This window comes from Achromobacter sp. T5-5 (assembly GCF_055397965.1).
Genome location: NZ_AP027919.1, coordinates 1,720,640 through 1,739,535 on the forward strand (window position 1 = coordinate 1,720,640; position 18,896 = coordinate 1,739,535).

Sequence of the window (18,896 nt, forward strand, 5' to 3'; positions counted from 1 at the left end):
GCTCACCTCCCCAGGAACAGCATGATCCAGAGCACGATCATGGCGATCAGGCCCAGCCAGCACGAGCCCCAGAAACCGACGATCGGCCATTTCAAGGAGAGCGGGGTCTTCTTGGGATCGACATGGCCGAGCAGGTCGTTGGCGTTGCCGATCAGCCAGAAGCGCGTGCCCGGAAACATCAGCCGGAAAAAATAATCGAGCATGATCGCGGCCTGGATCGCCAGCGGGAACTGGTTGAAGGGCCGATGCTGCAGGTAAGGATGCTTCATGGCGGCGTTGATCTGCCGGGTCTTGATGAAGAACAGCACGATGCCGCTGATCGTGCAGGTGATGAAGCACAGCACGAATAGGCTGAAGGCCATGGCCATGACGGGAGAATGCATGGGGAATCTCAACGATGCGCGGGCGGGCCGCGTGGGATGGACAAATTCGGGCAAAAAAAGCTGGCCCTATTGTAGAGAACTTGGCGCGGCCCCGTGTTCAGGGCCGCGTCATTCAGGGCCGCGTCAGTGCGCGCCTGGGCACGGGGCGCCGCAGGGGCGTCAGCCGCGGGTCTGGCCTTCGCCGTTCAAGACCCACTTGAGCGTGGTCAGGCCTTCCAGCCCGACCGGGCCGCGCGCGTGCAGGCGGTTGGTGGAGATGCCGATCTCGGCCCCCAGGCCGTATTCGAAGCCGTCCGCAAAGCAGGTGGGCAGGTTGACGTAGACCGAGCTGGAGTCGACTTCGCGCTGGAAACGCTGGGCCGCCGTCAGGTCCTGGGTCACGATGGCGTCGGTATGGCCCGAGCCGTAGCGCGCGATGTGTTCGATGGCGTCGTCCAGCGTGTCGACGATGCGCACGGCCAGGATGGGCGCCAGGTATTCGGTGGCCCAATCCTCTTCGGTGGCGGCCTTGGCGTGCGGCAGCAGCGCCAGCGTGCGCGGGCAGCCGCGCAGTTCCACGCCGTGCTCGGCGAAGGCCGCGGCCAGGCTGGGCAGGATGGATACCGCCGCGACCGCGTCGATCAGCAGCGTTTCCATGGCGCCGCAGATACCGTAGCGGTAGGTCTTGGCGTTCAGCGCGATGGCATGGGCCTTGTCCGGGTCCGCGGCCGCGTCGATGTAGATGTGGCAGTTGCCGTCCAGGTGCTTGATGAGCGGCACGCGCGCCTCTTGCGACAGGCGGGCGATGAGGCCCTTGCCGCCGCGCGGCACGATCACGTCGATGTGCTCGGTCATGGTGATGAGCTTGCCGACCGCGGCGCGGTCGGTGGTGGCGACGACCTGCACCGCGTCCTGCGGCAGGCCGGCAGCGGCCAGGCCGGTCTGCACGATGCGGCCCAGCGCCACGTTGGAATGCAGCGCTTCGCTGCCGCCGCGCAGGATGGCGGCGTTGCCGGACTTCAGGCACAGGGCGGCGGCGTCGATCGTGACGTTGGGGCGGGATTCATAAATGATGCCGATCACGCCCAGCGGGACGCGCATCTGGGCAACGCGCATGCCATTGGGCCGCACCGTGGTGGCGGTGATGCTGCCGATGGGATCGGGCAGGGCGGCGATCTGGCGCAGGCCTTCGGCCATGTGCGCCAGCGTCTTGTCCGACAGCGTCAGCCGATCGAGCAGGGCCGGCTCCAGGCCGTTGGCGCGCGCGGCGGCGACGTCGCGTTCATTGGCGGCCTTCAGTTCGTCGTGGCTGGCGGCCAGGGCGTCGGCCATGGCGATCAGCGCCTGGTTCTTGGCCGCGCTGTCGGCGCGCATCATGGCGCGCGAGGCGCGGCGGGCGTTTTCGCCCAGGGTGAGCATGGCTTGTTCGATGGAGGACGAGGACATGGCGGCGTCGATCATGGAGGTGGGGCAGCGCGGGCGCCGCCTGGAGAGTCAGTGTATATCCGGCCACGGGGCCGGGCGAGATCCGGTCTGCCGACCGGATGAGGGGGACGAGTCGAAGGCGGCGGCCAGGCCGCCTTCACGGTCGTCCGCCGGCGGCGGCCACGCGCAGCGCCAGGCGGGTCATTTCTTCCCAGGGGTCGGAGAGGCGCCCGGGAACCGACAGACCCTTGATCAGCCGGTCGACTTCGTGGGCATGCTGCACGGCGGCGGGCCAGACGCCGGGCTGGACCCGGTTCAGGGCCTGCAGCGCCAGGCGCTCGTGGGCGCCGAAGATGCGCAGGCGCCGCATCAGTCCGTTGGCGTCCTGGCCCAGCGCCCGAGCCTCGGCGACGCGCGCGAGCAGGCGGATTTCTTCGCCGACCGCCCACAGCACCAGCGGCAGCGCTTCGCCTTCGGCGCGCAGGCCGTCGATCATGCGGATGGTGCGGCCGATGTCGCCGGCCAGCATCGCGTCGCGCAGGCCGAAGACGTCGTAGCGCGCGACGTTCAGCACGGCGCGCTCCACGTCCTCGGGGGCAAGCTGACCTTCGGGGTAGAGCAGGCCCAGCTTCTGGATTTCCTGGTGGGCGGCGAGCAGGTTGCCTTCGACTTTGTCGGCCATCCATTGCAGGGTGGCGCTGTCGGCGCGCTGGTTCTGGCGCGCCAGCCGCATGCCGACCCAGGCGGGCAGGCGCGCGCGTTCGATGCTGGCGATGTCGACCGTCATGCCGGCGCGGGTCAGCGCCTGCATCCAGCGGCTTTCCCGCGTGGCCTTGTCCAGCCGGGGCAGGGAGATCAGCACCAGGGTGTCGGCGTCCGGCTGCTTTTCGGCCTGTTCGGCCAGCTTGGCCAGGGTGTCGGCGCCGGACTTGCCGGGCTTGCCGGTGGGGATCTTGATTTCAAGGATGCGGCGGTCGCCGAAGAGCGACACGCTCTGCGTGGCGGCGATGACGGCGCTCCAGTCGCTGCGCGCGTCCATCACCATGGACAGGCGCTCGGTGTAGCCCGCGTTGCGCGCGGCGGCGCGCAGCGCGTCCACCGCCTCGGTGACCAGCAGCGGCTCGTCGCCGGAGACCGTGTACAGCGGCGCCAGCCGGGTGCCGGGCCGCTGCAGGTGTTCGGCCAGCCGATCCGCGTCCAGGGGCTGTGCCATGGGCTAGCGCACGTTGGTCGGATCGGTGACGGACGGCGTCTGCCACGGCGTGGGAACACGCTGCGGCTGCGGCTCGTTCGGGTTGAAGAGCGGGGTTTCGCCGGTGTCTTCGCCGGCCTGCGCGGCTTCGAACGCCTTGTGCACGTCCGGCGCCGTGATACGGCGCAGCACGCGCGACACCAGATCGCGCTGCATGGCCTTGAACAGGGTGTCGATCTGGCCCTGCTTGGCCTGCACCACCTGGTCGTCGTACGGCATTTCGCGGAAGATCGACAGCGTCGTGTCGGGCACCAGCACGCGGCCCTGGGCGTCGATCAGGCGGAACGTGTAGTTGATGCCGAGTTCGTAGGATTCGACGCGGCCCTGGGCGTTCAGCGAGACCTCGCGCAGGGTGCGCGAGTCGTTCACCTGCTGGAAGATCGCCTGCGCTTCCTTGGGCGAGTCCACCAGCCTGGTGTTGGGCGAGGCCGCGCGCAGGGCGCGGCGCACGTCCGCGCCGAACTGGGTCGTGTCGGGAATGCCCACGTACATCCGGTCGAACGGCATCGGGGTCACGCCCCGCAGCGCGAAGCCGCAGGCCGAGAGCAGCATGAACAGCGCCAGGCAGGCGCCGCGCAGCAGCCAGGTTTGGCGGGAAAGTTGCGTTTGTTGCCCGGCGAAGTACATGCTTGACCTCATCAGCCTACGACGTTGACCAGTTTGCCCGGCACCACGATGACGCGCTTGGGCGGACGGCCTTCCAGGAATCGGGCGACCTCTTCCTGGCTGGCGGCCAGCTTTTCGATGTCTTCCTTGGGGGCCTTGGCCGCCACGCGGATCGAGCCGCGCAGCTTGCCGTTGACCTGGAGCATGAGCTCGATCTCGTCGGCGACGAGGGCGGCTTCGTCCACGTGGGGCCAGGGCGCGTCGAGCAGGTCGCCCAGCTCGTGGGCGTAGCCCAGGTCGCGCCAGAGGTGCCAGGTGATGTGCGGCACGACCGGATACAGCACGCGCAGCAGGACGCCGAGGGTCTCGGCGTAGGCCGCGTCGGTGGCGGCGCCCTCGGGCAGCTTGGCATCGTCGATGGCGTTCAGCATCTTCATGCAGGCCGACACCACGGTGTTGTACTGGATGCGCTGGTAGTCGTAATCGGCCTGCTTGAGCAGCCCGTAGACCTCGCGGCGCAGATCCTTGACGGCGGCCGGGGCCTGCGCCCAGTCGGTGCCCTGGGCCAAGCCGCGCGCCACGGCGTCGCGGTGGCCGTAGCTGATGGACCAGAGACGGCGCAGGAAGCGGTTGGAGCCTTCGACGCCGGAGTCGGACCATTCGAGGGTCTGTTCGGGCGGGCTGGCGAACATGACGAACAGGCGCGCCGTGTCGGCGCCCAGCGTGTCGATCAGCGATTGCGGGTCGACGCCGTTGTTCTTGGACTTGGACATCGTGCCCACGCCGCCGTAGGTGATGGCCGAGCCGTCCGACTTCAGCTTGGCGCCGACGATGGCGCCGCGGTCGTCGTACACATTTTCGACGTCCTCGGGCCAGAAGTACTCGATGCCGCCCTGGGGCGTCTTGCGCGAGTAGATGTGGTTGAGCACCATGCCCTGGCACAGCAGCTTGGTGAAGGGCTCGTCGAAGTTGAGCAGGCCCATGTCGCGCATGACCTTGGTCCAGAAGCGCGCGTACAAGAGGTGCAGCACGGCGTGCTCGATGCCGCCGATGTACTGGTCCATCGGCATCCAGTAGTCATTGCGCGTGTCGACCATGGCGTTGTCGTTGCCGGGCGAGGTGTAGCGCATGAAGTACCAGGACGAGTCCACGAACGTGTCCATCGTGTCCGTTTCGCGGCGTGCGGGCTTGCCGCACTTGGGGCAGGCGCAGGACAGGAAGGCTTCATTCTTTGCCAGCGGGTTGCCGCTGCCGTCGGGAATGAGGTCGTCGGGCAGGACCACGGGCAGGTCCTTCTCCGGCACCGGCACGGGACCGCAGTCCGCGCAGTGGATGATGGGGATCGGGGTGCCCCAGTAGCGCTGGCGCGAGATGCCCCAGTCGCGCAGGCGCCAGGTGGTCTGCTTTTCGCCCAGGCCCTTTTCGGCCAGGTCGGCTGCAATGGCGTCCACGGCTTCCTTGTAGGACAGGCCGTCGTACTTGCCAGAGTTGATGGTGCGGCCGGACTGCTTGTCGCCGTACCATTCCTGCCAGGCGTCGGTGGAATATGCCTTGCCGGCCACGTCCACGACCTGGACGATGGGCAGGCCGTATTTTTTGGCGAAGGCGAAGTCGCGCTCGTCGTGCGACGGCACGCCCATGACGGCGCCGTCGCCATAGGTCATGAGCACGTAGTTGCCGACCCAGACCTCGACCTGCGCGCCCGTGATGGGGTGCGTGACGAACAGGCCCGTGGGCATGCCTTCTTTTTCGCGCGTGGCCATCTCGGCCTCGGTCGTGCCGCCCAGCTTGCATTGTTCGATGAACGCGGCGAGCTGGGGATTGCTGGCGGCGGCGTGCGTCGCCAGCGGGTGTTCCGGCGCCACGGCGCAGAAGGTCACGCCCATGATCGTGTCGGCGCGGGTCGTGAAGACGTACAGCTTGCCGTCCTGGATGAGCTGGCCGTCCTGGCCGGCGATCTGGTGCGGGAAGGCAAAGCGCAGGCCCTCGGACTTGCCGATCCAGTTTTCCTGCATCAGGCGCACGCGCTCGGGCCAGCCGGGCAGGTCGTTCTGGACGGCGCCCAGCAGTTCGTCGGCGTAATCGGTGATGCGCAGGTAGTAGCCGGGGATCTCGCGCTTTTCAACGAGCGCGCCCGAGCGCCAGCCGCGGCCGTCGATGACCTGTTCGTTGGCCAGCACGGTCTGGTCGACCGGGTCCCAGTTCACGACCTGGGTCTTGCGGTAGGCGACGCCCTTTTCGAGCATCTTCAGGAACAGCCACTGGTTCCACTTGTAGTACTGCGGATCGCAGGCGCACATCTCGCGCGTCCAGTCGATCGCCAGACCCATCGCCTTCATCTGCTTCTTCATGTAGGCGATGTTGTCGTAGGTCCACTTGGCGGGCGGCACCTTGGACTTGATGGCGGCGTTTTCCGCCGGCATGCCGAAGGCGTCCCAGCCCATGGGCATCAGGACGTTGTAGCCGCGCATGCGCAGCTGGCGGGCCATCATGTCGTTGATGGTGTAGTTGCGCACGTGGCCCATGTGCAGCTTGCCGCTGGGATAGGGCAGCATGGAGCAGGCGTAGAACTTGGGCTTTTCGGAGCCGTCGGCGTTCTTTGCGTGTTCTTGGACCAGATAGACGTCGCGGGCCTGCCAGTCTTGTTGGGCGGCCGCTTCGACGGTAGTGGGGAGGTAGCGTTCCTGCATGGGCTCGTGCGCGGTGGCAAAAAAGGGGTGAGCCGCCCCATCGCGCCGGGGCGCGGTGGCGGTCAAAACCCCTGATTATAGGAGGTGCTAGGCGCGGGCAGGCGCTGGGGGCGTTTCCGGGATGCGCGCACTGGGCGCGAGGGCGCCATATGCCAGCGTCACGGCCGCCAGGACGGCGCCCGCGGTCACCACGGCGGGCCACCCGAAATGGGCGTAGAGCCAGGACGATACCAGCGAACCGGACGCCCCGCCGATGAAGTAGCAGGTGACGTAGCCCGCCGTCAGGCGGCTGCGCGCCTCGGGCCGCAGGCGGTAGATGGAACTGGTATTGGTGACATGGACGCCCTGGATCGCCAGATCCTGCACCAGGATGCCGGCCAGCAGGGCGATCACCGAAACCTGGCCGAACGCCATCAGTCCCCAGGAACCCAAAAGCAGCAACAGGCCCACACGGGTGGCGATATTGCCCAGGCCCCGGTCGGCCAGGCGACCGAAGCGGTTGGCGGCATAGGCGCCGGCCGCGCCCGCCAGGCCGAACAGGCCGATGGTGGTGTTGCTGTATTCATAGGGCGGGCCGGCCAACAGGAAGGTGAGCGGCGTCCACAGCATGCTGAAGGCGGCGAACAGCAGCCCGCCGATGAGCGACCGGGCGCGGAACAGCGGTTCCTCGACGAACATGCGCAGAATCGAGCCCAGCAACTGCGGATAGCTCATCGCCGTGGGGCTCTGGTAGCGGGGCAGCACCCGCCACAGGACCCCGGACATGCACAGCATCAGGATGGCGGCCACCCAGTACACCGTGCGCCAACTGCCCACGTCGGCCAGCGCGCCGGCGGCGGTGCGGGCCAGCAGGATGCCCAGCAGCAGCCCGCTCATGACGGTGCCGACGGCCTTGCCGCGCTCATGCGGGGCCGCCAGGGTGGCGGCGAAGGGCACGAGGATCTGGGCCACGACGGACAGCATGCCGGTCAACGCCGTGCCCAGGATGAGCACCGCGATATTCGGGGCGAAGGCGGAAATCAGCAGCCCGCCCGCGGCCAGGACGTTCATCAGCACGATCAGCGCGCGGCGCTCGAACATGTCGCCCAGCGGCACCAGCAGCATCAAGCCCACCGCGTAGCTCAATTGCGCGGTGGTGACGATGGCGCCGGCCGTGGCGTTCGAGATCGCGAACTGCTGGCCGATGGTGTGCAGCAGCGGCTGCGCGTAGTAATTGCTGGCGACGGCCAGGCCGGTGGCCACGGACATCAGCAGGATGATGGGCGCGGTCAGCGTGGGCGAGGAGGGCGTGGAGGTAGTCACTGATTGGATGCGGAAATGGAGTAAGACGGGATGTGCGGTGCGCCGCTCAGGCGCCGACGCTGCCGGGGGTGTCCTGGTCCTGCTTGAGCAGCAGCTTTTTCAAGAGCCCGGCCAACTGCCGGCGCTCGGCGGCGGACAGCGGCTCCAGCAGTTCATTCAGGTCCTTCAGGTATTCCTTGAGCACGACCTTGATCAGGCGCAGGCCTTCGGCGGTGAGCGACACGATGATGCCGCGCCGGTCCTGCGGATTGGGATTGCGCACCAAGAGGCCCGCCTGTTCCAGCCGGTCCAGGCGGTTGGTCATGGCGCCGGACGTGAGCAGCAGGGCCTCGACGAGTTTCTGCGGGTTCATCGCGTGGGGCGCGCCGCTGCGGTAGAGCGTGGCGAGCACATCGAACTCGCCCTGGTGCAGGTTGTGCTGGCGGAACGTGCGGTTGACGTTGCGGGTGGCGAACGCGTTCAGGCGGAACAGGCGCGCAACGACCGACATGGCGGCGAAGTCCTGTGTGGGGCACTGCGTAGTCCACTGCGAAATCACCAGGTCGACGAGATCATTCATGGTTGATGGCCACTGTTTTAATGTGAAGTATCTTAACGTGAAGATAAATTCTACCCGTGTTGTGGGGTCGCCGCAAAGTCCCCGGCGAAAAAAGAAGGGCCCGCCTCTTTCGAGGCGGGCCCTTCCCGGCTTGACCGGATACAGCGCGTAAAGAAATTACTGCGCGGCGTCCTTCAGCTTCTTGAGCGGGCGAACCTTCACCTTGACCGAAGCCGGCTTGGCGGGGAACCAGCGCTCTTCACCCGTGAACGGATCCTTGCCGAAGCGCTTGGCCTTGGCGGGAACCTTCTGCACGGCGACCTTGAACAGGCCGGGCAGCGTGAATTCGCCAGCGCCCTTCTTGTCCACGGAGCCCAGCACCGAGGTTTCCAGGCTGGCCAGAACGGCCTTGACCGACTTGGCTTCGACGCCGGATTGCTCAACGATGTAGGCGATGAGCTGGGTCTTGTTCATCGCAGCCTTGATGGCCTTGGGGGCGGCAGCGACCTTCTTGGCGGCGACGACCTTCTTGACGGCGACGGCCTTCTTGGCAGCCGGCTTCACGGCGGGCTTGGCGGCGGTTGCCTTCTTTGCGGGCGCCTTGACGGCGGTCTTGGTGACTTTCTTGGCAGGAGCTTTAGCTTTCGTGGCCATGGTCAAAATCCGTATGTTGAGGACATGGAGCAGCGCGTGCCGGATATCGGCATTTGACGCTACGCGCCCGATGATAGCGGAAGAGCGGCGCCAGATGCGGCTTTCCAGCGGGTTTTAAGCCACTGTTTGTTGTTTTCACCGCAGAAAAGTGCCTTCTGCAAGGGGTTTCGCAAGATGTCGTGACAAAAGGCGCGCGAAATCATGGCGGGAATCGCGGTGTAAATAGCGGCAGGAATCGCGCCAGGAATTCCGGCCGGTGAACCTATCTTGCGGCGCGTGTTCAAATTGCGGGCGGCGCGCGGGGCCAGGCATGGCAGGCCCGTCGCGCGCCGAAAGAAACCACGCATGGAAGTGAAGCAGCTATATGTTGATGAAGAAGTTGGCGGCGAGCCTGCTCGTTGCGACCGCTTGTATATCCGGCGCCATGGCGCAATCGATGCCCGCGCCGGCGCTGTCGGCCAAGGCCTGGCTGCTGCTGGACGAAACCAGCGGGCAGGTCATCGCGTCGCACGCGGCCACGTCGCGCATCGAGCCGGCGTCCTTGACCAAGATCATGACGGCCTACGTCGTGTTCGACGCGCTGACGAAGAAAGAGCTGACGGCCAGCCAATTGGTCACGATTTCGACGCGGGCGTGGAAGGTGCCGGCGGGCAGTTCGAAGATGTTCCTGGAGCCCAATTCGAAGGTGAGCGTGGACGACCTGCTGCGCGGGCTGATGATCCAATCGGGCAATGATGCGGCCATCGCGCTGGCCGAGGCCGTGTCGGGCAGCGTCGAGGCCTTTGTCGCGCGGATGAACGACACCGCGGCCCGGCTGGGCCTGCACGCCACGCATTTCGCCAGCCCGCATGGGTTGCCGGATCCGGGCACGTATTCCACCGCGAGCGACCTGTCCATCCTGGCCACGCGCTTCATCCGCGATTTTCCGCAGCTCTACAAGACTTACGATTCGGCCAGGCAATTCACGTTCAACAAGATCACGCAGTCCAACCGCAACCGCCTGCTGTGGCTGGATCCCAGCGTGGACGGCCTGAAGACCGGGCATACGGATTCGGCCGGATATTGCATCATCGCCACGGCGCGGCGGGCCAATGGCGACGATCAGCGCCGGCTCATCACCGTGGTGGTCGGCACCGCGTCCGACAAGCTGCGCACGCAGGAAAGCCGCGAGTTGCTGGAGTGGGGCTTCCAGGGGTTCAATACCATCAAGCTCTATGCGCGCGGACAGGCCGTGGCCTCGCCAGAGGTCTGGAAAGGCGAGAGCGACAGCCTGAAGGCCGGTTTCTCGCGCGACGCCTACGTGACGGTGCCCGCCGGCGCCAAGGTCGAGTCCGTGTGGGCGCCGCAGGCGCCGCTGATCGCGCCGATCGCGGCGCAGTCCACGGTGGGCGAGTTGCGCGTCATGGTGGACGGCAAGCCGGCCATGCATTTCCCGGTGGTGGCGCTGGAGCCGGTGGCCGAGGCGGGCATCGCGGGACGCGCTTGGGATTCCATCCGGTTGTGGTGGCGCGGTTCGCAGGGATAACGCAGGACCATTTCGGAGACATGCGATGGCAGTGAGCTTTCCTGGCGGGCCCGCCCCGGCGCCGGGTCCTGACGAGCCGCTGGCGCTGCTGTCGGCCTGCCATGGGCGCATCGCGCGCCAATGCGCCACGCTGGCGCGGCTGGCGGCGCACGTGGCGGCGCACGGCAGCGACGCCGCGGCGCAGACGGCCGCCGCGAGCGTGTGCCGTTACTTCGACACCGCGGCCGCGCATCATCACGAAGACGAGGAAGACGATCTGTTCCCGGCCCTGATCGAATCCATGGCCGGGTCGGATGCGGTGTGCCTGCATGCGCTCGTGGACGGCCTGATGGCCGATCACCGGCGACTGGCCGGCTTGTGGGGGCCGCTGCGCGAGACCTTGTCGGAGATCGCGGCGGGACGGCCCGCGCCATTGCCGCCGCAGCAGGTGCAGGCGTTCACCGAGGCGTACCAGGCGCACATCCGGCGCGAAGAGGACGAACTGCTGCCGATGGCGGCGCGGCTGATTTCGGATGAGGCGCTGGCCGCGATCGGCCAGGCCATGAAGGCGCGCCGCGGCGGCGAGGCGGGCTGACGCGCGCGGCGCGCGTTGCGGCGTTGGGGGCGAGCGTTTACCCTAGGCGGACAGGCGCGAATGCCGAGGCCCGGAGAACAAGACAGGATGATGCAGGGGGGAAAAAACATAGCGCGCCGGCTTTTCGGCCCGTGGGTGGATGACGTCAACAGGCTGACGCTGCGCGCCGACCTGGCCGCCGGTCTCTTGGGCGCGTTGCTGGTGCTGCCGCAAGGCGTGGCTTTCGCCACGCTGGCGGGCCTGCCGCCGGAATACGGCCTCTATTCGGCCATCGTGCCCTGTATCGTGGCGGCGCTGTTCGGTTCCAGCCGCCATGTGATGTCCGGGCCCACCAATGCGAATTCCCTGGCGCTGTTTGCCGTGCTGGCGCCGTTGGCGGCCGCGGGCAGTCCGGCCTACATCCAGCTTGCGCTCGCCGTGACCGTGCTGGTCGGCCTGATGCAATGGCTGGTTGGCGCATTGCGGCTGGGTTCGCTGGCGCACTTCATCTCGCCGTCGGCGTTGTTCGGCTTTACCAGCGGCGCCGCCCTGTTGATCGCGGTGCATGCGCTGAAGGATGCCTTGGGATTGCCGGCGTCGGAGGCGCATGGCGCGGGCGCGGTGCTGGAGAGCCTGGCCACGCATATCGGACAGGCGCATCCCGGCGCCGTGCTGGTGACGCTGGTGACCCTGGGCGCGGCCTTGCTGGCGCGCAGGCTGGACAAGCGCAAGCCCTACATGCTGCTCGGGCTGGCTGCGGGGACGTTCGCGGCCTGGGTCTTCAATACGCTGATCGGGTCGCAAGGCGGGACGCCGGTTCCCGTGCTGGGGGCGATTGCCCAGCCCTGGCCGCCGTTCCACGTGCCCAGCGTCGACTGGCGCGCGCTGCCCGATCTGCTTAGCCTGGCGTTCGCGCTGACCATCGTGGCGCTGGCGCAGTCCATTTCCATTGCCAAGGCCGTGGCTGCGCGTTCAGGGCAGCGAATCGATGCGAACCGCGAGTTCGTGGGGCAGGGCCTGTCGAATATCGTGGGCGGCCTGTTTTCCTCTTATCTGTCCTGCGGTTCGCTCAATCGCTCCATTCCCAACTTCGAGGCCGGCGCCAAGACGCCGCTCGCGTCGGTGTTTTCGGCGCTGTTGCTGATGCTGCTGGTCGCGGTGTCCGCACCGTTGCTGGCGCTGATCCCGCACGCCGCGATCTCCGGCCTGCTCCTGCTGGTGGCCTGGACGCTGCTGGACCTGCCGCGATGGCGCCAACTGCTGCGCACGCAGCGTGGCGAGTGCGCCATCGCCGGCGCGACGCTGGCCGCCACGATCGCCATCCGGATGGAGGTCGCGATCCTGCTGGGCACCGTGCTGTCGCTCATGGTGTATCTGCACCGCACGTCGCGGCCGGCGATGCGTACGATGGGCTTCGATTCGCGCGGCCTGGAGCGGCGCTTCGTCGTCCTGGAGCATCAGCCGGACGCCTTGCCCGAGTGCCCCCAACTGAAGCTGCTGCGCATGGAAGGCTCGGTGTACTTCGGCGCGGCCGCGCATGTGGCGCAGCGCCTGCACGATCTGCGCGCGGCGCCCGGCGCGCCGCGCCATCTGCTGGTGATGGCCAAAAGCATGAACTTCATCGACCTGGCCGGCGCGCAGGTGTGGGACGACGAACTGGCGGCCAGGCGCGCCATGGGCGGCGACCTGTACTTTCACCGGCCGCGGCCCGAGGTGATGGACATGTGGCGGCGCACCGGATTCCTGGAGCGGCTGGGCGCTGATCACATCTTTCCGGACAAGGCGACGGCGCTGAACGCCATCTACGGCAAGCTGGACCGCAACATCTGCGCGGGGTGCACGGCCAGGATTTTCTGGGAATGCCAGCCCGAGCGCGCGCAGGACGGCTGATGCCCGTTGCGCGGCAGGCGGTCGGCGCCGCGCCGCCCGATGTTCCGCGCCGCCATCGCGGCGGCCGCGCGTTCAGGCGTCCAGCGGCGCCTCGGTGCCCAGGTAGGCGGCCTTGACCCGTTCGTTTCCGGCGATCGCCGCCGGCGCGCCTTCGGCCAAGAGGCCCCCGCGCACCAGCACGGCAATGCGGTCGGCGTGCTTGAACACAACGTCCAGGCTGTGCTCGGTGAACAGGACGGCGATACGTTGCTGGTCGGCCAATTCGCGGGTCAGGCGCATCAGCGCATGGCGCTCGTTGGTGGCCATGCCTGCCGTCGGTTCGTCCATGAGCAGCAGGCGCGGCTGGTGCGCCAACGCCATCGCCAGTTCGACACGCTTGACGTCGCCGTAGGCCAGGGTGCCGCAAGCCTCGTGCGCCTTGTCGGCCATGTGCACCTGCGACAGCAGCGCCATCGCTTCGGCGGCGGCGTGGCGGGTGGCGTGGCGCCACGGATTGAAGAGCAGGCGGTCGCGCGACAACAGCGCGGTCTGGATGTTTTCGAGCACGGTCATCGACCGGAACGTGGCCGCGGTCTGGAAGCTGCGGCCGACGCCCAGCCGGCAGATGCGCGCGGCCGACAGGCCGACGAGCTCCTGGCCGTCCAGCAGCACCGATCCCGAATCCGGCCGCAACTGGCCGCCCAGCACGTTGAAGCAGGTCGACTTGCCGGCGCCGTTCGGCCCGATCAAGGCCAGCATCTGGCCGGCTTCGAGCGTGAAGGAGACGTTCGCCAGCGCCTCGATGCCGCCGAACGACTTGCGCAGGTTGCGCACCTGTAGCAGGGGGGCGGCGGGGCTCATGCGGGCCTCCGGCGCAGGCGGGCGGCCGCGCCGGCCAGTCCTTCGGGGAAGGCCATGACGAGCGCCAGGATGGCCAGGCCCAGCACGGCGTGCCAGTACTCGGTGCTGCGCGCCGCGGCATCCTGCAGCCAGGTGTAGGACGCTGCGCCGACGAGCGGGCCCGCCAGCGTCTGGATGCCGCCCAGCAGCACCATGACCAACCCGTCCACGGATCGGCTCACCGCCAGCACGTCGGGCGCAATGCTTCCTTTGGAAAAGGCGTAGAGCGAGCCGGCCAGTCCCGCGGCGAACGCTGCCGCCACGAAGCCCGCCCACTGGATGCGGCGCGTGTCCATGCCCAGGGCCTGCGCGCGCAAGTCGGAATCGCGCACGCCGCGCAGCGCATAGCCCAGCGGCGAGAACGCTAGCCGGCGCAGCCACCAGACCCCCGCCGTGCACAGCGCGAGCGTGAGGTAATAGAACCAGGGCCCGTGCGACAGCCAGGCGGAGGGCCACAGACCGGTCAGCCCGTTGCTGCCGCCCGTGACGTCATCCCATTGATAGGTGAGGGCCCACAGGATCTGCGCGACGGCCAGGGTCAGCATGGCCAGGTATACGCCGGACAGGCGCACGCAGAACCAGCCGAACACCAGCGCGCCGAACGCCGCGGCGAAGGGGCCAAGCACCAGGGCCGCTTCCATCGGGACGGCGGCCAGCTTCAGAAGCAGCGCGGCGCCGTAGGCGCCCAGCCCGAACCAGGCAGCGTGGCCGAACGAGGTCATGCCCGCCAGGCCGGTCAGAAAGTGCAGACTGGCGGCGAACAGCGCGGCGATCAGGATTTCCGTCATCAGGATGCTGAGATACGGCCAGTGCAGCGTGGCGACGGGAACCAGGGCCAACAGCGCGAGCAGCACGCCATAGGCCAGCCGCAGGCGCGGGCCGGCCGGCGCAATCGGACGCTCGGGCAGGCCCGCGTGCGAGGCCGGCGCGGGCGGTTTGCCCAGCAGCCCCCACGGCCGCACCACCAGCACCACCGCCATCACCGCGAATTCGGCCAGCAGCGTGAGCTTGGACAGGTTGAAGACCCACGGGCCGATGGGCACCTGGCCAAGAAACACGAACAGCGCCTTGACGGAACAGATCAGCAGCGCCGCCAGAAAGGCGCCCGGCACCGACCCGAGGCCGCCCACGACCACCACCACGAAGGCGCTGGCGATGATTTCCAGGTCCAGCCCCAGCGTGGCGGGCACGCGCGGCGCGGCCAGCGCCCCGCCCAGGCCGGCGAGGAAGGCGCCCAGCGTGAAGGCGGAGGTGAACAGCCAGGCCTGGTTGACCCCCAGCGCCGCCAGCATCGTGCGGTTCTCGGCCGCAGCGCGCAGCAGCCGGCCCCAGCGGGTGCGCATGAGCAGCAGCCACAGCAGGCCCAGCACCACGGGGCCGGCGGCGATCAGCAGGAGATCGTATTCGGGGTAACGGCGGCCCAGGATCTGCACCGCGCCGGACAGGCCCGGCGCGCGGGCGGAGAAGAGGTCTTCGGGCCCCCAGACCGCCAGGGCCAGATCGCCGATGATGAGCACCAGCGCAAAGGTGGCCAGGAGCTGGAAGAGTTCAGGCGCCCGGTAAAGGCGCTTGAGCACCAGCAGTTCAGCGGCGGCGCCGATCAGGCCGGTGGCCAGCGCCGCCAGCAGCAGGCCGAACCAATAGCCCGCGCCGCCGCCAAAGTAGCTGGTGAAGGTCCAGGCCAGGTAGATCCCCAGCATGTAGAACGAGCCGTGCGCGAAGTTGACCACGCGCGTCACGCCGAAGATCAACGACAGGCCAGCGGCGACCAGGAACAGCGCGCTGGCGTCGGCCAGGCCGTTGAGCAGCTGCAGCAGCAGCCCCGAAACATTCATCAGTGAGCCGGCCGCATCTTGCGCACCTGCTCGTCAGGCGGTTGCAGCCGGGCGCCGTCGATGTAGGAAAAGTCCTTCATGATGCCCTTGCCGTCTTCCACCGCGGTCACGCCCACGTAGACGCCCATCGTGGACTGGTGGTCGATCTTGCGGTACTGGATGGGGCCATAGGGCGTGTCCACCTTCAGGCCCGCAAAGGCGTCGACGAGCTTTTCGGTGTCGACGGAGCCGGCGGCCTTCAGGCCTTGCGCGATGGACATCAGCGACGCATAGCCGACCACCGATCCCACCTTGGGCGTTTCATTGAAGCGCTTCTTGTAGGCCTCGACGAAAGCCTTGTTCTCAGGCGTGTCGATGGCGTACCAGGGGTAGCCGGTGACGATCCAGCCTGTGGGCGTATCGGCGCCCAGCGGCTCCAGGTATTCGGGCTCGCCCGACAGGAGCGACACCACGGGCATGTTTTCGAACAGGCCGCGCGTGTTGCCCTCGCGCACGAAACGCGTCAGGTCGGCGGCGAACAGCACGTTGAAGATCGCGTCGGGCTTGGCGTCGGCCAGCGCCTGCACCACGGCGCCCGCATCCACCTTGCCCAGCGGCACCGCCTGTTCGGCGACGAATTCCACGTCGGACTGGAAGGACTGCATCATGGCCTTGAACGTGGCCACGGCGGACTGGCCGTATTCGTAATTGGGATAGACGATGGCCCAGCGCTTCTTGCGCAGCGCCAGCGCCTTGGGCGCCACCGCGGCCACGTGCATCCAGGTGGAGGGACGCAGGCGGTAGGTGTAGCGGTTGCCTTCCTGCCAGGTGATCTTGTCGGTGAGGGGCTCGGCCGCCAGGAAGAAAACCTCCTGCTGCTTGGCGAAGTCGGTCAGCGCCAGGCCGGTGTTGGACAGAAAGCCGCCGAACAGCAGCTCGACTTTTTCGCGCGCCAGCAGTTCCTGCGCGGCGCGCACCGAATCGCCGGGATTGCCGTTGTCGTCGCGGGAAATGACTTCGAGCTTTCTGCCCAGCACGCCGCCCGCGGCGTTCACCTCTTCGAGCGCCAACTGCCAGCCCTTTTTATAGGGGCCCAGGAAGGCGGGAATGGCCTTGTAGCTGTTGATCTCGCCGATGCGGATCGGCGGTTCCTTGTCTTTCGCGACGGCGGGCGCGGCCGGGGCCAGCGCCAGGGCCAGGAGCGCGGGCGCGAGCGCGCGGCGCAGCAGGGTGAGGCAGGGACGGATCATGGCGGGTATCGCAGAATGAAGATGAATCGGGCCTCTGCGCGCGCCGGGGCGCCGCGGGTGCGGCCTAATTGAAACATGCGCTCCAGCAATGCGGCAAACGGAATCGGTCTGGCGCGGCGCCTGCCTGCTCGCCGTTTCCAACTGGTGCTTCGGCGGCCGCGGGCAACAAAAAAGGCCCTGCATGGGCAGGGCCTTTTTCTCGGGATACCGGCTGAATTACTTCAGCTTGGTTTCCTTGTAGTCGACGTGCTTGCGAGCGACCGGATCAAACTTCTTGATCAGCATCTTCTCGGGCATGTTGCGCTTGTTCTTGGTGGTCGTGTAGAAATGACCCGTGCCGGCGGTCGACTCGAGCTTGATCTTTTCGCGGATACCTTTGGCCATGTCGTGCTCCTAGTATGTAGATTGGCGGGGAGGCCGATTAGGCCAGTTCGCCGCGGGCACGCATGTCGGCCAGCACGGCTTCGATGCCGTTCTTGTCGATCGTGCGGATGGCCTTGGCCGAAACACGCAGGCGAACCCAGCGGTTTTCGCTTTCAACCCAGAACCGGCGCGATTGCAGGTTGGGCAGGAAGCGGCGCTTGGTCTTGTTGTTCGCGTGCGAAACATTGTTGCCCACCATCGGGCCTTTGCCGGTCACTTGGCATACGCGTGCCATGGATGCACCTCTTTAGTGTCGTTCTTGCCGCGCATCGCTTCGGGGGGGAGACGGGGGTTTAGCCGCCGGGCTGTGAAGATCGCGCTGCGCGCTGTCTTGGCCGGCCACCCAGTCTTAGTGGATGAGGGGGAAAGTGATTTCGCCCCAGTGCTTATACCCGCTGCCTGCCACCCGCTTGCATTCAACAATGCAACAACACGCGGTTGGGGGTCAGAGTGCTGAACTACAAAGCATAGTAGTCCCGCACGGGAAACTTCATGTGAAGACCGCGATTCTAATACGAAAAGGCGGCCCAAATCAAGCCGCAGGGCTAGGTCGTGTGCGAACGCGCCACACGGCCCGCCGTCCAGGACAGGCAGGCGCAGGCCGCCAGGGTGGTCGTCAGGGGCAGGGCGCTGTCCGACTGCCAGGCGCTGACCGCGAAACCGGCGAGCGCGCCGCAGGACAGTTGGAGCGTTCCCAGTAACGCGGACGCCGCACCCAGGCGCTTGCCCTGGTCCGACAGCGCCAACGCCGCGGAGTTGGGATTCACGAACCCCTGGCTTCCCATGTAGCAGACGAGGCACAGCATCAGAAGGGGCAGGGTCAGCAGGCCGGCCAGCGTGAGCGCCACGGCCACCAGGCTGGCGCAGGCCAGCGCGACCAGCGCGCGCTGCTGCAACTGGCGAGGCGTGTGGGTGCGAAGCAGGCGGGCGCTGATCTGCGAACAGATGATGAGCGCCAGCGCGTTGGTGCCGAACAGCAGACCGTAGTACTGGGGCGGCACGCCGTAGAGTTCGATGAAGACGCGGGGCGAACCGATGATGTAGGCGAACATGCCGGCCTGGCCGAAGCCGCCCGCCAGGCTGTGCGACATGAAACCGCGGTGGGCGAAGAGGCCGCGGTAATTCTGCAGGATGGTGCTCCAGCGCAACGGCACCGCGCGTTCGGGCGCGAGCGATTCCTTCATGATCAGGATGACCGCGGCCATCAGCATGGCGCCGCCCGCCAGCATCACCCAGAACAGGCTGCGCCAGGAAGTAATGGTCAGCAACTGGCCGCCGATCAGCGGCGCGAGGATCGGCGCGAGGCCCATGATGAGCATCAGCAGCGACATCGCTCGCGCGGCTTCGTGGGTTTCGTAGTGGTCGCGGATGACCGCCCGCGGGATCACGATGCCGGCCGCGCCGCCCATGGCCTGCACGACGCGCCAGCCGGTCAGCGCTTCGACCGAGCCCGACAGCGCGCACCCCAGCGAGGCGATCATGAAGAGCGTCAGGCCCACCAGCAGCGGCGGCTTGCGGCCGTAGCGGTCGGCCATCGGGCCGTAGAACACCTGCGCCAGCGCCAGGCCGATCAGGTACGCCGCCAGCGTGCGTTCGACGTCGCCGCGGGAGACGCCCAGGTTGGCGGCGATGGTCGGAAACGCCGGCAGGTACATATCGATGGCGAACGGGCCGATGGCCGTCAGCGCACCCATGAGAATAAGCCAACCGGGCAGGCTGCTGCGGGATGTTTG

Annotated in this window: 17 protein-coding genes; 3 read left to right on the forward strand and 14 right to left on the reverse strand. The window is 67.5% G+C overall.

The window, feature by feature from the left end:
• Positions 1 to 2: 2 nt before the first annotated feature.
• The 8 genes from ACZ50Q_RS07775 to ACZ50Q_RS07810 form a co-directional block, all read right to left on the reverse strand.
• Complete coding sequence (locus ACZ50Q_RS07775) at positions 3 to 383, reverse strand: hypothetical protein (protein ID WP_464081070.1); 381 nt, start codon at positions 381 to 383, stop codon at positions 3 to 5.
• Between the two features lie 159 nt (positions 384 to 542).
• Positions 543 to 1,823, reverse strand: a complete 1,281-nt coding sequence (locus ACZ50Q_RS07780; protein ID WP_092582871.1) for a glutamate-5-semialdehyde dehydrogenase — start codon at positions 1,821 to 1,823, stop codon at positions 543 to 545.
• 121 nt (positions 1,824 to 1,944) lie between these two features.
• Positions 1,945 to 3,000, reverse strand: coding sequence for a DNA polymerase III subunit delta (gene holA / locus ACZ50Q_RS07785; protein WP_464081071.1), 1,056 nt, complete (start codon positions 2,998 to 3,000; stop codon positions 1,945 to 1,947).
• A 3-nt stretch (positions 3,001 to 3,003) separates the two neighbouring features.
• Positions 3,004 to 3,666: an LPS-assembly lipoprotein LptE gene (locus ACZ50Q_RS07790; protein ID WP_464081072.1), complete on the reverse strand. Its 663-nt coding sequence runs from the start codon at positions 3,664 to 3,666 to the stop codon at positions 3,004 to 3,006.
• Between the two features lie 11 nt (positions 3,667 to 3,677).
• The gene (leuS, locus tag ACZ50Q_RS07795; protein WP_464081073.1) at positions 3,678 to 6,335 is read right to left on the reverse strand and encodes a leucine--tRNA ligase; all 2,658 of its coding nucleotides are present in this window, start codon (positions 6,333 to 6,335) and stop codon (positions 3,678 to 3,680) included.
• 87 nt (positions 6,336 to 6,422) lie between these two features.
• The gene (locus ACZ50Q_RS07800) at positions 6,423 to 7,583 is read right to left on the reverse strand and encodes an MFS transporter (protein WP_464081963.1); all 1,161 of its coding nucleotides are present in this window, start codon (positions 7,581 to 7,583) and stop codon (positions 6,423 to 6,425) included.
• A gap of 100 nt (positions 7,584 to 7,683) precedes the next feature.
• Entirely contained in the window at positions 7,684 to 8,196 is a 513-nt protein-coding gene (locus tag ACZ50Q_RS07805) for a MarR family winged helix-turn-helix transcriptional regulator (protein ID WP_464081074.1), read from the reverse strand.
• Positions 8,197 to 8,352: 156 nt separating this feature from the next.
• On the reverse strand, positions 8,353 to 8,829 hold the full coding sequence (locus tag ACZ50Q_RS07810) for an HU family DNA-binding protein (RefSeq protein WP_092582868.1): 477 nt from the start codon (positions 8,827 to 8,829) through the stop codon (positions 8,353 to 8,355).
• A gap of 364 nt (positions 8,830 to 9,193) precedes the next feature.
• Between ACZ50Q_RS07810 and ACZ50Q_RS07815 the strand changes: the two genes are divergently transcribed.
• From ACZ50Q_RS07815 to ACZ50Q_RS07825, 3 genes are read left to right on the forward strand one after another with little or no spacing between them, the layout of a single operon-like run.
• The gene (locus tag ACZ50Q_RS07815; RefSeq protein WP_083714128.1) at positions 9,194 to 10,354 is read left to right on the forward strand and encodes a D-alanyl-D-alanine carboxypeptidase family protein; all 1,161 of its coding nucleotides are present in this window, start codon (positions 9,194 to 9,196) and stop codon (positions 10,352 to 10,354) included.
• 25 nt (positions 10,355 to 10,379) lie between these two features.
• Positions 10,380 to 10,928 carry a hemerythrin domain-containing protein gene (locus ACZ50Q_RS07820; protein ID WP_464081075.1) on the forward strand — a complete coding sequence of 183 codons (549 nt, stop codon included), beginning with the start codon at positions 10,380 to 10,382 and terminating at the stop codon, positions 10,926 to 10,928.
• Between the two features lie 60 nt (positions 10,929 to 10,988).
• Positions 10,989 to 12,797, forward strand: coding sequence for a SulP family inorganic anion transporter (locus ACZ50Q_RS07825; RefSeq protein WP_464081076.1), 1,809 nt, complete (start codon positions 10,989 to 10,991; stop codon positions 12,795 to 12,797).
• A 72-nt stretch (positions 12,798 to 12,869) separates the two neighbouring features.
• Here the strand turns inward: ACZ50Q_RS07825 and ACZ50Q_RS07830 are convergent, their stop codons facing one another.
• The 6 genes from ACZ50Q_RS07830 to ACZ50Q_RS07855 all read right to left on the reverse strand — a co-directional run bounded on the left by ACZ50Q_RS07830 (position 12,870) and on the right by ACZ50Q_RS07855 (position 18,857).
• Complete coding sequence (locus tag ACZ50Q_RS07830; RefSeq protein ID WP_464081077.1) at positions 12,870 to 13,637, reverse strand: ABC transporter ATP-binding protein; 768 nt, start codon at positions 13,635 to 13,637, stop codon at positions 12,870 to 12,872.
• Positions 13,634 to 15,511 carry an ABC transporter permease gene (locus ACZ50Q_RS07835; protein ID WP_464081078.1) on the reverse strand — a complete coding sequence of 626 codons (1,878 nt, stop codon included), beginning with the start codon at positions 15,509 to 15,511 and terminating at the stop codon, positions 13,634 to 13,636. Before ACZ50Q_RS07835 ends, ACZ50Q_RS07830 begins: the two co-directional genes overlap by 4 nt.
• On the reverse strand, positions 15,511 to 16,740 hold the full coding sequence (locus ACZ50Q_RS07840) for an ABC transporter substrate-binding protein (protein WP_092582864.1): 1,230 nt from the start codon (positions 16,738 to 16,740) through the stop codon (positions 15,511 to 15,513). The genes ACZ50Q_RS07835 and ACZ50Q_RS07840 overlap by 1 nt, the downstream gene beginning before the upstream one ends.
• 216 nt (positions 16,741 to 16,956) lie before the next feature.
• Entirely contained in the window at positions 16,957 to 17,124 is a 168-nt protein-coding gene (gene rpmG / locus ACZ50Q_RS07845) for a 50S ribosomal protein L33 (RefSeq protein ID WP_003810296.1), read from the reverse strand.
• A gap of 37 nt (positions 17,125 to 17,161) precedes the next feature.
• Positions 17,162 to 17,398 carry a 50S ribosomal protein L28 gene (gene rpmB, locus ACZ50Q_RS07850; RefSeq protein ID WP_076515521.1) on the reverse strand — a complete coding sequence of 79 codons (237 nt, stop codon included), beginning with the start codon at positions 17,396 to 17,398 and terminating at the stop codon, positions 17,162 to 17,164.
• A gap of 310 nt (positions 17,399 to 17,708) precedes the next feature.
• Positions 17,709 to 18,857, reverse strand: a complete 1,149-nt coding sequence (locus tag ACZ50Q_RS07855; protein WP_464081079.1) for a Bcr/CflA family multidrug efflux MFS transporter — start codon at positions 18,855 to 18,857, stop codon at positions 17,709 to 17,711.
• Positions 18,858 to 18,896 lie beyond the last annotated feature (39 nt).